Origin of the sequence: Oscillibacter ruminantium GH1 (assembly GCF_000307265.1) — a bacterium.
GTDB lineage: Bacteria > Bacillota > Clostridia > Oscillospirales > Oscillospiraceae > Oscillibacter > Oscillibacter ruminantium.
Genome location: NZ_DF158896.1, coordinates 617,184 through 630,574 on the forward strand (window position 1 = coordinate 617,184; position 13,391 = coordinate 630,574).

Here is a 13,391-nt window from a genome sequence, read left to right on the forward strand (position 1 = left end):
TAACTCCCTCCGAAACGGATGGGGGATGCGAAAAAACTGCGATTCCACACAGAGTTGCGGCATATGGATACAGGGTAACCAGTTTATCATCACCGCTGCGTCTGCGGCGCGCATACGCGGAGAAGAGACAGCGTGAAAAAATTTTACGCGAACCCTTGTGGGGTAATATGCAGGGCGATTCGTTCACGTTGCTCAGTACCGTCCCAATGCACAAAAAATCACCTTATCATTTCTCTGCTTCGCGTGATGAGGTGCGTACTTCCATTAAAATCTGTGCCGGCGCGAAGCGGCGGAATGGGTGATTTTTATGAAAATCTACAACAGCGTGGAGGAACTGATCGGCGGTACGCCGCTGGTACGGCTGCACAGCGTAGAATCCCGATACGGTCTGGATGTGGTGCTGCTGGCAAAGCTGGAGCGGTCCAATCCGGCAGGGAGCGCAAAGGATCGAGTGGCGGTGCAGATTATCCGGACGGCGGAGCAGTCCGGAAAATTGGCTTCCGGAGGTACCATTATCGAGCCTACCTCCGGCAACACCGGCATCGGTCTTGCCGCAGTGGGCGCGGCAAAGGGCTATCATGTGATTTTGACCATGCCGGAGACAATGAGCGTGGAACGGCAGGCGCTGATCCGGGCCTATGGCGCGGAGATCGTCTTAACTCCCGGAGGCGAAGGCATGTCCGGAGCGGTGAAAAAAGCGGAGGAGCTGCAAAAAACCATGCCGGGCAGTATTTTGGGCGGTCAGTTCGATAATCCGGCCAATCCCGAAGCCCACTATTGTACCACCGGCCCCGAGATCTGGGCGGACACCGACGGGCAGGTGGACGTGTTTGTGGCGGGGGTTGGTACCGGAGGAACCATCAGCGGAGCTGGGAAATATCTCAAGGAACAAAACCCGAATGTGCAGGTGGTGGCTGTGGAACCGGCCCGGTCCCCGCTGTTGAGCGAAGGCCACGCGGGACCTCACGGTTTGCAGGGGATCGGCGCGAACTTTGTGCCGGGGAATCTGGATCGGGCACTGCTGGACGAGATTCTGCCGGTGGGAGATGAGGACGCCTACACTTTGGGCCGGGAGCTGGCAGGAAGCGAGGGATTGCTGGTGGGCATTACCTCCGGTGCGGCGGTTTGGGCTGCAATTGAGCTTGCCAAGCGCCCGGAAAACCGAGGCAAGACCATTGTGGCGCTGCTGCCGGACTCTGGCGAGCGGTATCTCTCCACACCCATGTTTCAGAGCTGAGTCACTGTGAATTGTCCCCGATGTGTTTGTTCAGGCAAAGAAGCGGTCCCGCTCCAAGGTGAGTGGGACCGCTTTTTGGGCTTTTCCCCAGAGTGTTCCAGCACTTCCATCTTTTGCGGGTTGTAACTTTTTGTAACTTCCTGTATGCTTTTTGTAGGAATTCCCATGGAAATAGAGAAACGTGTCCAAAAGTGGGAGTTTCCGCTTTTGGGCCTGATACAGAAAGGACGAAAAGGATGAGAAAACGTGGAATCACGACCGGGCTGCTGGCGGCGGCACTGACGCTGGGCGCAGTCGTCCCTGCTGCCGCAGCGGAGCGGACGGTGCCGGTACAGGTGGACGGCGCAGTGCTGGACACGGTTAATTATCTGGACAGCGGCGTGACTTATGTGCCCCTACGAGCGCTGCTGGATGCTTTCGGCGGCTGGGAAGTCCGTTGGGACTCGGAGACGAAAGCAGCTGTGGCCGTTGCCGGAACAACCCGTTTGTCGGCGGACCCAACCGCCGACACCATCACGGTGAACGGGCATACATACAACGGAAACGTGAGCGTGCGGTCCGGGCGGACCTATGTGCCTCTGCGGCTCGCCGCCACGGTCTGCGGCGCAGGCGTGGTGTGGGACAGAGTGCTGGGCGGCGCGGCGGTAACATCTCCTGATGCTGCGTATGATGCGGAGGATTTGTACTGGTTGTCCCGCATCATCAGCGCCGAGAGTCAGGGCGAACCGCTGGAGGGCCAGATTGCCGTGGGCAATGTGGTGCTGAACCGGGTGGATTCCGCCGAGTTCCCGAATTCCATTCGGGAGGTGGTGTTTGACGCCAAGGATGGCGTCCAGTTTGAACCGGTGAGCAACGGAACGGTCTATAACGATCCGACGGACTCCGCTGTGAAGGCGGCAAAAATGGTGCTGGACGGGGCGGAGACAGTGGGCTCCTGTTTGTATTTTTATGCGCCCGCCCTGTCGAAAGGTCTGTGGGTGAACGCCAATCGAAATTATTTCACCACCATCGGCTGTCACCGATTCTACCTCTAATTGACTTTTTTCCGCTTGGGGACTATGATAAAAGCAATATTATAAAAAGGAGCCTTTGTGCCATGCTGTTTTCAAAACACCCCAGAACGGTTTACGCCAATGCCCCCGCCCACGAGGTGATCTGCCAGTTCCGCTTTCCCACGATCCTCTCGATCAACGACACGGAGCCTGCGGCGTTTCAAGATGCGATCCGTGAGGATTTTCCTCAGTTCATTCGGCGCGAGGATGTGGTCCCCCCGCAGATGGCGGGGATGGGCGGCCCGAATCCGCAGATCAAGCAGCAAAAGCCGGTGACCAACTATCATTTTGTCTCTGCCGACAACCTGTGGAAGATCAACCTGACCCAGAACTTTATCGCCCTGTCCACCCTGCGCTATACCGGGTGGGAGGAATTTGCCAGCGAGTTGGACAAGCCCCTTGCGGAGTTCATCCGCATTTATAAGCCCGCCTATTTTGAACGGGTGGGACTGCGGTATGTGAACATCATCTCCCGGGAGAAGCTGAGTCTGCGGGACAGCGCGTGGAAAGAGCTGATCGCTCCGGCGTACCTCGGCGCCATGGCGGAGGAGGACGTGCGGGAGGAAGATGTGCTGAACAGCGCGGTGGATATTCAGTGCAAGCTGGACTCCAGCTGCGCGGCAAAGGTCCACGCCGGACCGGGCCGTCTGCGGCAGAATCGGCCCGACGCGCCGCAGGACACGGAGGTCAAGTTTATTTTGGATATGGATTTGTCCATGGGCGGACAGGTGAGCTGCAATCTCTCTGCCGGCGGGCTGGAAACGCTTCATGCCCACGCAACAAAGCTGTTCGAGGGCGCGATTACGGACGCTTTGCGCACGGCGATGCAACCGGAATAACCGCAGCCCTCACAGCGCTTTTTGAAATCAGACAAAATGCCCCCTGCAAAAGCTCCTTGGCTTTTGCAGGGGGTTTGTATGTCTGTTCTTGACGGTCACAGACAGTTGTCGGCACGGCTCAACAGCTTGGATAGCAGAAGGCTGGCGGCAACCAGTGCCATTCCCACAAAAAAGGGAATGGAAAACAGAACGTAGTCTTTCAAAAACAGCTTGCAGCAGAGGACTGCGGCGAGAAACGCCCACAGAAGAAGGAAGGAGATCACATTCGCTTTCTTAGAGCTGGGGCGCTTTTGTGCCAGCGCGGTCTTGCAGATGTGCTGCACAAAGAAGATGGAAAACACGGTAATGGCAACAAAAAAGATGAGATCGCCCAGGGATACAGGGACGGACAGACTGGGCTGCGGCCCTTTTTTCAGAGCGAAGATCAAGAGGTCGCCGACCTGAGAAATCAAAAGATGGATGCCCACCAAAATCCCAAAGCAATTCAATACGATGGAAAGAAGCTCTGCCATGCGCTGCCGCCGGGTCTTGTGGGGCACATTTTCCAGAATGCTGTCGCAGAATTGGCGGAAGTCTCCGCCAATCAGAGTTTGTACATCCTCGCCCCGTTCCTTTGCGGCAAGAAACATGGAAAGAAGGTCGCGGCGGACGGCCTCGACGTAATAATCGGAGATATCCGCGCCGCGCAGATAACAGACCATGTCTGTCATAACGGACTCATACGCGCCGTCCAGTTGCTTATCCAATTCGTTGTTTTCCCGGTTCAGCCGCTTCAGCTCATTCATGCTGTAACCCTCCCAGTACCGCATCCACTGCGGTTTTTAATTCGCTCCAATTTTCCGAAAACCGAAGAAGCTCTTTTTGTCCCTCTTTTGTCAGGTGAAAATATTTTCGATTCGGTCCGGAAGTGGACTGGCGATAGACCGCCTCGATTAGTCCGCTTTTTTCAAGACGCAAAAGCAGGGGATAGATGGTTCCCTCTGCAATGTCGGAAAATCCGTATGTCTTGAGCCGCTGAGAGATCTCATATCCGTAAGTCTCGCTCTGTCCGATGACTTTCAGAATGCAGCCCTCCAGCGTCCCTTTCAGCATCTGTGATGGAATCACGCCACGACCTCCTTTTGATGCGGGATACATTTATCATGTATTGCAAGGTACTGGAACATTGTAATGCAAGATACGTGCTTTGTCAAGCGGTGCGCAAAAAAACAGCCCGTGCGGACAGCACGGGCTGTTTTGCGGTAAAGAAACATAAAAAGCGCACAGCACAAAGAGGGAAGGAACCTCACCGCTCCGAGATGGGGTGCATCTTTGTTGCCAACCGCTTTGCGATGGCCTCAAGAGATTCCTCAAAGTTTAAAATCTGGCATCGGTGGCCTTCGTCCACCAAAACGCCAAGATCTCCGGTAAGCAGGCCGTCCTTCATAGTTTCAAGACAGGCGTTCTCCAGCTTCCCGGCAAAGGAAATCAAGTCGGGAAGTCCGTCCAGCTGGCCACGGCGGCGCAGAGCGCCGGTCCAGGCGAAGATGGTGGCTGTGGAGTTGGTGGAGGGCTTTTCTCCGGCGCGATAGCGGTAAAAGTGGCGGGTGACGGTGCCGTGGGACGCTTCGAACTCCATAGACCCGTCCGGTGAAACGAGCACGGAGGTCATCATGGCCAAAGAGCCGAAGGCGGCGGCAACCATGTCGCTCATCACGTCGCCGTCGTAATTTTTAAGCGCCCAGATAAAGCCGCCCTTGGAGCGCATGACGCGGGACACCGCATCGTCAATCAACGTGTAGAAATAGTGGAGGTTCATCTCGTCGAATTTCGCCTGATAGGTGTTGGCGAATGCCTCGTCAAACGCACGGCGGAACTCGCCGTCGTATTCCTTGGAGATGGTGTCCTTGGCGGAGAACCAAAGGTCCTGCTTTGTGTCCAGTGCGTACTGGAAGCAGGAGTGGACAAAGGCGCGGATGGAAGTCTCTGTGTTGTGCTGGCCCTGAAATACGGCGTTTCCTTTGGTTTTGGCGATCACAAGCGTTTCATCCTTGCCGCTTTGCCCCTTGAAATTCAGCTTGGCAATGCCCGGCTCGTTCGTCACCAGCTCCACGGCCTTGTACATGTCGCCATAAGCATGGCGGGCCACGGTGATAGGCTTTTCCCATCCCGGCACCGCCGGGCGGAGAAAAGGGAGCAGGATGGGGGCGCGGAACGCCGTTCCGTCCAGAACGGCGCGGATGGTGCCGTTGGGGGAGGGCCAGATTTCAGACAGGTGATACTCTTCCTGCCGCTGACGGTTGGCAGTGATGGTGGCGCACTTGACGGCCACGCCCAGCCGCTCCGTGGCGTTGGCCGCGTCCACAGTTACCTGATCCCGCGTCTCGTCCCGGTGGGGCAGACCCAGATCGTAATACTCCGTTTTCAGGTCCACATAGGGCAGAATCAAGTCCTCCTTGATGGTGCGCCAGAGAATCCGGGTCATTTCATCTCCGTCCATCTCCACCAAGGGCGTGGTCATTTTGATTTTTTCCATCTCAACCGTTCCTTTTTTTTATAATAATTCATCAGACACCCGTCCAGTAAAATTTCTCTGTCTTCCGCAGTTAATCCCTGCAAATGAAGCGTCAAGGCCTCTTTTCCGCCGTCCTTGCGCAGCAGCGAGGCGGAAAGCGTTTCCTCGCCGGCGGTAATTGCCGCCCGAACGCCGGGGATAAAAACGCAGTCGCCGTTTTCTCCGGTAAAGTCCCCTTCCAGCGTCAGAGGCAGAATGCCCCAGTTGATGCAGTTGGAGCGGTAGCGCTTGGTAGCAAAGTCGTGGCACAGATTGGCGCAGCCCCCCAGCACCCGCTGGCAGGAGGCCGCCTGTTCCCGGGCGGACCCGTCGCCGGGCTTATTGGCGTAAATGGCGGAGCCAAACCGGGTGGTTTTTGCCAGTTCATTTCCGTCGCCCACGCGGGCGAGCAGTGCGGTCAGCGCTGCCGGGGCTGTCCCGGCAAGGCGCTCCGCCTCCATGGCGGCAACGGCCTTGGCGCGGGGGACGTACTGCGGCTCCCGGCGGGATAGGGTAAATTCCGCCAGCCGAAGCGGGTTGGAACGGTAAGAGGAGGTTTCACCGGAGGGGATCAGCTCGTCGGTGGTGGTGACCTCGTCGTGGAGAACTGCCGCCAGCTCCACCAGAAGATTTTCCGCCAGAGGCGGAATTTCCGGCCAGTCTGTGATGTTCGGTCCCATCACCAGCTCCGTTTCCGGACGGGGATGGCCTACGCCATTATATACCCGCTTTTCGTAGGGGGTGGCGTCGAAGTGGTAGGGGAGAGGATGGATGTCGCAGTCCGTCTGCGTGGCAGAGGTGATTCTTCCGCCGTTTCGGGCGGTGGCGGCGATGGATCGTGCGTCCATCAGGCACACGCCGGAAAACTGGCCTTCACCCGGCTTGCTGCCCTCCCGGTTGGGAAAGTTGCGGGTGGTGTGCCGCAGGCTTAAAGCATTGTTCGCCGGCACATCGCCCGCGCCGAAGCAGGGGCCGCAAAAGCTGGGTTTGAGCACCGCGCCGCTTTCCAGCAGCTCGGCGGCAACGCCCGCCCGGGTCAACGCCAGACTCACCGGCACGCTGGTGGGGTAGATGCTGAGAGAAAATCCTTCGTTTCCAACGCTTCCGTGGCGCAGAATGTCCGCGGCGGCGGTGATGTTGTCGAACAATCCGCCCGCGCAGCCCGCCACAATGCCCTGATCCGCCCAAACGCCGCCGTCGTGGATTTTATCCACAAGGTGAGGATTGGCCTTGGGCCAGCGCTGCTTCACGTCTTTCTCAACCGCCGCCAAAAGGTCTTCCGCGTTTTCCAGAAACTCCCGGATAGGATAAGCGTTGGAGGGATGAAATGGCAGGGCGATCATCGGTTCAACGGCGGAAAGATCAATGGACACCATTCGGTCGTAATAGGCGTTTTCACCGGGGCGGAGGGTCTGATAGTTCGCGCCGTGGCCGTGGGCCTCATAAAACTGCGCCACCGTCTCGTCCGTCTCCCAGATGGAGCTGAGGCAGGCGGTTTCCGTGGTCATCACGTCGATGCCGTTGCGATAGTCCATGGGAAGGGAGGCGATACCCGGTCCCGCAAATTCCAGAATCCGGTTGCGGACAAAGCCGCTTTCAAAAGTGGCCTTCACCAGCGCCAGAGCCACGTCGTGAGGCCCCACGCCCATGTGCGGCGCGCCGGTGAGATACACCAGCACCACCTCCGGGTAATCCAAGTCCCAAGTGTTTTTCAGCAGCTGCTTGCAAAGCTCCGGACCGCCCTCGCCTACACCCATGGTTCCCAGCGCCCCGTACCGGGTGTGGGAGTCGGAGCCGAGGATCATGCGTCCGCAGCCCGCCAGCTGCTCCCGGGCGTAAGAATGGATGACGCTTTGGTTGGCGGGAACATAAATACCGCCGTATTTCTTCGCGGCGGAAAGCCCGAAGGCGTGGTCGTCCTCATTGATGGTGCCGCCCACGGCGCACAGGCTGTTGTGGCAGTTGGTCAGCGCATAGGGCAGGGGAAACTCCCGCATACCGGAGGCACGGGCCTGCTGGATGATGCCCACATAGGTGATGTCGTGAGAAACCATGGCGTCAAAGCGGATGTGGAGCTGTTTGTCGTCGCCGGAGATATTGTGACTTTGCAAAACGGACCAGGCCAGCGTGCGTTTCCGCCCCTCCAACCGGGAGACAGGCGCAGTTTCGCAGGGAACGCCATTGGAAAGGAACACGCCGGAAGAATGCAGCGCGATCATATGAGATCCCTCCTGAGGCTGTTGCTTTTGCAGCCGAATTTCTTCTTAATGTAATAGTGATTCTAATGTACCACATAAATGTGGATATGAAAAGGCAAAATGAAGGAAATAAAATATGATCCTGCATTTTCGTCAAAATAACAAGGATTGTAAAGCCGCAGGGGGGCAACTTTGACGCGGCACTCCGAAAAGAAAACCGCGCGGACAAAAGGCTCTGCCCTGTCCGCGCGGTGAATTTCAAATTATACGTAGATCTGATGGTTCACGTCGAACACGCCGCGGGTGGTGATGCGCAGGGAGGGGATTACTGGAAGCGCCATAAAGCTCAGGGTCATGAACGGGTCAATGCCTGCCGAGACGCCCAAAACACGGGCTTTGGCCTTGGCGTTTTCCAACTCCCGGTTCACGTCTGTCAGCGGCTCTTCACTCATGATGCCCGCGATGGCCAGCGGGACCTCCGCCACGGAAGTTCCCTTGTCCAGCACCACGATGCCGCCGTTTAGCGCTACCACCCGGTTTACCGCCGCCGCCATGTCCGCTTCGTTGGTTCCCACCACAATAATATTGTGAGAGTCGTGGGAGATGGAGGTGGCCACCGCGCCGGATTTCAGGCCGTAGCCCTGAATATAGCCGATGCCGATGTGGTGGGTGTTTTTGTGGCGCTCCACCACCGCCAGCTTCAGCACATCGTATTCTACGTCGATGCGGTCGGAGTATCCCGCGTCCACGGTGGTGATTTCGCCGGGAACCATGCCAATGATGCCACGGGGGCGTTTTTCCACAAAATCCTCCGCGCTCAGTGTTCCCAAATGGAAGGTGCTGTGAGCACGCTCCACCAGATACGGCTCAATCTCCGGTACGGGAAACTCCTTCACTACGCCGTTTTCCACCAAAAGCTCGCCCCGTTTGTAGACCTTTTCAATGTGGAAGTTTTCAAAGTTGTCGATGATGACAAAGTCCCCCAGATATCCCGGCGCGATGGCACCCCGGTTATTCAGCAGGAAATACCGCGCCGCGTTGTGGCAGGCCACCTTCACCGCCGTGATGGGGTCCGCGCCAAGGGCGATGGCCTGCTTTACGATGTAGTCGATGTGGCCCTTTTCCAAAAGGTCGTTGGGGTGCTTGTCGTCCGTGCAGAACATGCAGCGTTCGGAGTATTTGTCGCACAGAAGCGGCGTCAGCGCCTCCAGATTCCGGGCGGCGGTCCCTTCCCGGATCATGATGAACTGGCCGCGCTGGAGCTTTGCGATGGCGTCGTTCAAATCGTGGCATTCATGGTCGGAGTACACCCCGGCGGCGATGTAGGTGTTCAAATCGTTGTCCACAAGGTCCGGCGCGTGGCCGTCGATCTTCTTATGATGGGCCTGCGCCGCCACGATTTTCTCAACGGCCTGCTCGTCGCCGTTGATCACGCCCACAAAGTTCATCATCTCCGCAAGGCCCTGCACACGGGGATGATCGTAGAAGGAGTCGATGGCCCGGTAGTCCAGAATCGCGCCGGACTCGTCCAGCGGCGTTGCCGGGACGCAGGAGGGCAGCATAAACCGCACGTCCACCGGCAGCCCCTCTGTGGCTTGCAGCATGTACTCGATGCCATCGCTCCCCATGACGTTGGCGATCTCATGGGGATCGGTGATGACGGTGGTGGTGCCGTGAGGCAAAACGGCCTTCACAAACTCCTTGGGAGAGACGAGGGAGCTTTCCAAGTGGATGTGGGCGTCCAAAAAACCGGGCAGAACGATCTTGCCGGTGCAGTCCTGCTCCGTCTCGCCTTCATACCGGCCCATGCCCACGATCAGACCCTCGGCCACGGCGATATCGGCCTGACACAGCTCGTTGGAAAACACATTGACATAGGTGGCGTTTTTCAGCACCAGATCCGCTTTTTCCCGACCGGAGGCAGCGGCGATGATGCGCCGCTTTTTCAACAGCTTCCGATTGATCTTGCCCGCATAGCTCTCAGACATGGAATCACTCCTTCTTAATATTAAATTTTCTTATGCTTAAAAGTAAGAGAAATAATAACGATTGATTTGAGGAAAGTATACGCGCAAAAAATGTGTTTGTCCAGAGTGAAACCATGAAAAATTTATTTGTTGCATAAATCACTTGAAATTATGGAAACCTCTGGTATATTAGAATTATAAAATATACGAATGGACTGCCGGAAACGGCACAGGAAAGGAGCTCTTTTATGAGTGGAACCTTCAACGCAAAAGCCTATGAGGCCATGGATTACGGTATGTATCTGGTCTCCACCTCCGCAAACGGCAAGCGGCAGGGCTGTATTGCCACCTCGTTTGCGCAGGTGACTTCGTCCCGTCCGCCTCGTTTTACAGTCACCTTAAATAAGGACCATGCCACGACCGACGCGGTTTTGGCCTCCGGTGTTTTTTCCGTGACGCTGCTGGCGGCGGACTGTCCCGAGGAAGTTGTCAACACCTTCGGCTACAAATCGGGCCGGGTGGGGGACAAGTTCACCGGATTTGAAGCAAAGGCGGATGAGGCTGGTTGTCCGTACCTGACGGAGCACATGGTGTCCCGTGTTAGCTGCCGCGTGGTGGAGAAGCTGGAAATCGGCAGCTACATCCTCTTCGTGGGCGAAGCCACGGAAGCGGAGGTTTTGGCAGGCGGCCAGATGCTTACGCTGGGCGCGTTCACAAACCGGGGCAAGAGCACACCCCCCACTGCCACCGTGGTGCGGGAGATGGTGGGCAGCGGTTTCCGCTGCACCGTTTGCGGTTATATCTACGAGAGCGAGACGCTGCCCCCGGATTATATCTGCCCGGTCTGCCATGCGCCCGCCAGCAAATTCGTTCCCAACGACTGAGTGTCTGCACAGATAAAATGATGGGGGAGGCGTCCGCTATTGGCGGACGCCTCCCTTTGTTTACCTTGCAGCGTGGTTTTTTAAAAATTCACGCAGACGTACAATGTCCGCCTGATCCTTGGGGCGGTTCAGCTGTTCTTTCAGATCCAGAATGCCTGCGGGTGAGATGACCCGAATGCCATCCATTGTCTCCGTTTCGTCGGAAGCCCAGTTTTCAAATAGATCGGTAACCGGCGGCAGATGAATCTTCCGATTGCCGTCTTCCTTCTGCGTGGCGGAAAAGCCCGCAGCCACCAGTTCATCCATCAGAGACGGCTCCGCGCCCAGATCAATGTCCGCAGTTTCATCCCGCAGGCCATACAGCACCAAGGCCCCACCCGCATTCAGCCAGCAGCGGTCCAGATCCAGAGGAAGCGTGTGAAGCTGAGATAAAATGTCCTCCCGTTTCAGCATGGTGTACCTCCTATTACAATATATTTACGGGTTAAGGCACGGCAGCCAGCCGTGTCTTTTTCCGTATCGTTGCCTAAGCTGTTAGAATGATGGGGTCATGGCCTGACGTGTGCCTCCAAGGACTATCACGTCCGCTAGAAAGTCCGTCAGCCAGCCTCTCATTCGCAGCGTTCGATTTATGGAGGTAGAGCCGCCACGCCGGTGCGTCCGTGTCATCAGATAGATTGAATCGGCAATGATGGAAGGGCTGGTCGCCAAATGACCAATCTACAATGAGGAGTGCTTTCTATGAACAATGTGGCTGGCGTTGATGTTTCCAAGGGGAAAAGTATGGTTTCCGTTCTTCGACCCTTTGGAGAAGTTGTAGCAAAATCGTTTACTGTGCGTCACACCAGCAGCGAACTCAAGGAGCTGGCAGACTACTTGAAAAGTCTGGACGGCGAGACGCGGGTGGTTATGGAGCATACCGGGCGATACTATGAGTCGGTAGCCCAGTTCCTCTACGATGAGGGAATCTTTGTCAGCGCGGTGAATCCAAAACTCATTAAGGCATTACGGCAACAATTCTCTGCGCAAGGTCAAGACAGATGCAGCGGATTCACGGAAAATTGCCCGCTACGGTCTTGACAACTGGGTGGAACTGCGGCAACATACTCCCATGGATACGATTCGTTACCAACTGAAAACGCTGAACCGGCAGCAGGGGCTGTACTCCAAAACCAAGACGATGATGAAAAACAATCTCATCGCTCTTTTGGACCAGACCAATCCCGGCGTCAACGCCCTGTTTGACAGCCCCGCCCGTGAGGACGGCAGCCAGAAGTGGGTGGATTTTGCTGCGGCCTTTTGGCTCGTAGACTCTGTGCGGAACCTGAGTCTTTCCGCTTTCACCGAGCGTTACAGCAAGTGGTGTAAACGGCACAGTTATAATTTCAGCGAAAGCAAAGCTGCTGAAATTCATGCTGGAGCGCAGAATTTGATTGCTATGCTTCCCAAAGATGCTTTGACTAAGCTGCTGGTGCGGCAGGCGATTGATTCCCTGAATGCAATCTCCAAATCGGTGGAACAGCTTAAGTCTGAAATGCGCACACTGGCCGCACAGCTTCCCGAATATCCTGTTGTCATGGCAATGCACGGTGTGGGAGATTCTCTTGGCCCGCAGCTCATGGCAGAGATTGGGGATGTGACCCGCTTTGCTCACAGAGGCTCCATTACATCTTTTGCCGGTGTTGACCCCGGTGCAAACCAGTCTGGTGCATTTGAAGCCAAGAGTACACGCACGTCCAAAAGCGGCCCTCCAGAACTGCGAAAAGCTCTTTTCCTTGTCATGGACTGCTTGCTGAAAACCATGCCGCAGGACGACCCGGTGTACCAATTCATGGATAAGAAACGCGCCGAAGGCAAGCCTTATCTGGTCTACATGACTGCCGGCGCCAACAAGTTTCTTCGCATCTACTACGGGCGGGTAAAGGAATATCTTGCGTCGTTGGAAGCAGCCGATTAACTATTGTTATTTTCACAGCTCAGGTCAGCGCTTTTGCGGTGGCCTTTTTGTGTTACGATTTTCAGCCTCGCTTTTGTGCCTGCAATTTCTCTGGATTTTCTATTGACTTTTTATTTGCAGACTTTCTAAACTTAAAAAAGTATAACAAGTCCGGTGGAAAAAAACAAGCGGCCCTTTTGAGAAATCAGACAACGAATCAGCAGTAAGACACATTTCTTTGTATAAAACAAACAGGAAAAGTAAAATGCAGACAAAGAACAAGGAACAATTTCACGAATTTGACGAACTGCATGCAACTTCCTGTTGACTTTTTTTCACCCAGCCGTTATCGTAGGAAAAAACACTGGTGCCATGGAGCGCCGAGAGGGGAGAAAGCCATGACGATGCGTATGCGTACCAATACCGCCATGACTTCCACGGCAGCTTTTGCCGCGGAGGCTTTCTTCTGCGCCGCATTCAATACGGTTGCTCTGATTCTGGACGCTGCGTTTGCAGCGTCCATTTTTGTTGTCCTGCTGGCGGTTTCTCTGGTGCTGGTATCTCTGCTGGGCATTACCCTGATTACGCTGATTAGCCTGCTGGGCCTGCTGGTTATTTTGTGCATGCCCGTGCGCTTGAAACGGTGATACGCGTCTGAAACCCATTTGGGAGAAATCAGAAGCGGCTCCGCTTTCAGGCGGGGCCGCTTCTCTTTTTATATTTTCAGTTTGGCAAAAAAGAGAGG

Annotated in this window: 11 protein-coding genes and 1 pseudogene; 6 read left to right on the forward strand and 6 right to left on the reverse strand. The window is 55.9% G+C overall.

Annotation, left to right across the window (positions count from 1 at the left end; all coding sequences use genetic code 11):
• Positions 1-307: 307 nt before the first annotated feature.
• The 3 genes from cysK (at position 308) to ON16_RS02990 (ending at position 3,128) form a co-directional block, all read left to right on the forward strand.
• On the forward strand, positions 308-1,237 hold the full coding sequence (cysK, locus tag ON16_RS02980) for a cysteine synthase A (RefSeq protein ID WP_040659848.1): 930 nt from the start codon (positions 308-310) through the stop codon (positions 1,235-1,237).
• A gap of 236 nt (positions 1,238-1,473) precedes the next feature.
• The gene (locus ON16_RS02985; RefSeq protein WP_040659250.1) at positions 1,474-2,271 is read left to right on the forward strand and encodes a cell wall hydrolase; all 798 of its coding nucleotides are present in this window, start codon (positions 1,474-1,476) and stop codon (positions 2,269-2,271) included.
• 62 nt (positions 2,272-2,333) lie between these two features.
• Positions 2,334-3,128 (forward strand): TIGR04255 family protein, encoded by a 795-nt coding sequence (locus ON16_RS02990; protein ID WP_040659252.1) that lies wholly within the window; start codon positions 2,334-2,336, stop codon positions 3,126-3,128.
• A gap of 95 nt (positions 3,129-3,223) precedes the next feature.
• Here the strand turns inward: ON16_RS02990 and ON16_RS02995 are convergent, their stop codons facing one another.
• The 5 genes from ON16_RS02995 to ade form a co-directional block, all read right to left on the reverse strand.
• Positions 3,224-3,913, reverse strand: coding sequence for a hypothetical protein (locus tag ON16_RS02995; RefSeq protein WP_051131498.1), 690 nt, complete (start codon positions 3,911-3,913; stop codon positions 3,224-3,226).
• Positions 3,906-4,235: a PadR family transcriptional regulator gene (locus tag ON16_RS03000; protein ID WP_040659255.1), complete on the reverse strand. Its 330-nt coding sequence runs from the start codon at positions 4,233-4,235 to the stop codon at positions 3,906-3,908. Before ON16_RS03000 ends, ON16_RS02995 begins: the two co-directional genes overlap by 8 nt.
• A 178-nt stretch (positions 4,236-4,413) precedes the next feature.
• Positions 4,414-5,643 carry an NADP-dependent isocitrate dehydrogenase gene (locus ON16_RS03005; protein WP_040659257.1) on the reverse strand — a complete coding sequence of 410 codons (1,230 nt, stop codon included), beginning with the start codon at positions 5,641-5,643 and terminating at the stop codon, positions 4,414-4,416.
• Positions 5,625-7,880 carry a hydratase gene (locus tag ON16_RS03010; RefSeq protein ID WP_040659259.1) on the reverse strand — a complete coding sequence of 752 codons (2,256 nt, stop codon included), beginning with the start codon at positions 7,878-7,880 and terminating at the stop codon, positions 5,625-5,627. Before ON16_RS03010 ends, ON16_RS03005 begins: the two co-directional genes overlap by 19 nt.
• A 242-nt stretch (positions 7,881-8,122) precedes the next feature.
• Positions 8,123-9,847 (reverse strand): adenine deaminase, encoded by a 1,725-nt coding sequence (gene ade / locus ON16_RS03015; protein WP_040659261.1) that lies wholly within the window; start codon positions 9,845-9,847, stop codon positions 8,123-8,125.
• Between the two features lie 227 nt (positions 9,848-10,074).
• On the opposite strand from ade, the gene ON16_RS03020 reads away from it, so the two are divergent.
• Complete coding sequence (locus ON16_RS03020) at positions 10,075-10,710, forward strand: flavin reductase (protein ID WP_040659263.1); 636 nt, start codon at positions 10,075-10,077, stop codon at positions 10,708-10,710.
• A 60-nt stretch (positions 10,711-10,770) separates the two neighbouring features.
• Here the strand turns inward: ON16_RS03020 and ON16_RS03025 are convergent, their stop codons facing one another.
• Entirely contained in the window at positions 10,771-11,163 is a 393-nt protein-coding gene (locus ON16_RS03025; RefSeq protein WP_040659265.1) for a hypothetical protein, read from the reverse strand.
• A gap of 288 nt (positions 11,164-11,451) precedes the next feature.
• On the opposite strand from ON16_RS03025, the pseudogene ON16_RS03030 reads away from it, so the two are divergent.
• Both ON16_RS03030 and ON16_RS03035 read left to right on the forward strand, forming a co-directional pair.
• Positions 11,452-12,667, forward strand: a pseudogene (locus ON16_RS03030) (IS110 family RNA-guided transposase).
• A gap of 377 nt (positions 12,668-13,044) precedes the next feature.
• Positions 13,045-13,293 (forward strand): hypothetical protein, encoded by a 249-nt coding sequence (locus ON16_RS03035; RefSeq protein WP_040659266.1) that lies wholly within the window; start codon positions 13,045-13,047, stop codon positions 13,291-13,293.
• Positions 13,294-13,391 lie beyond the last annotated feature (98 nt).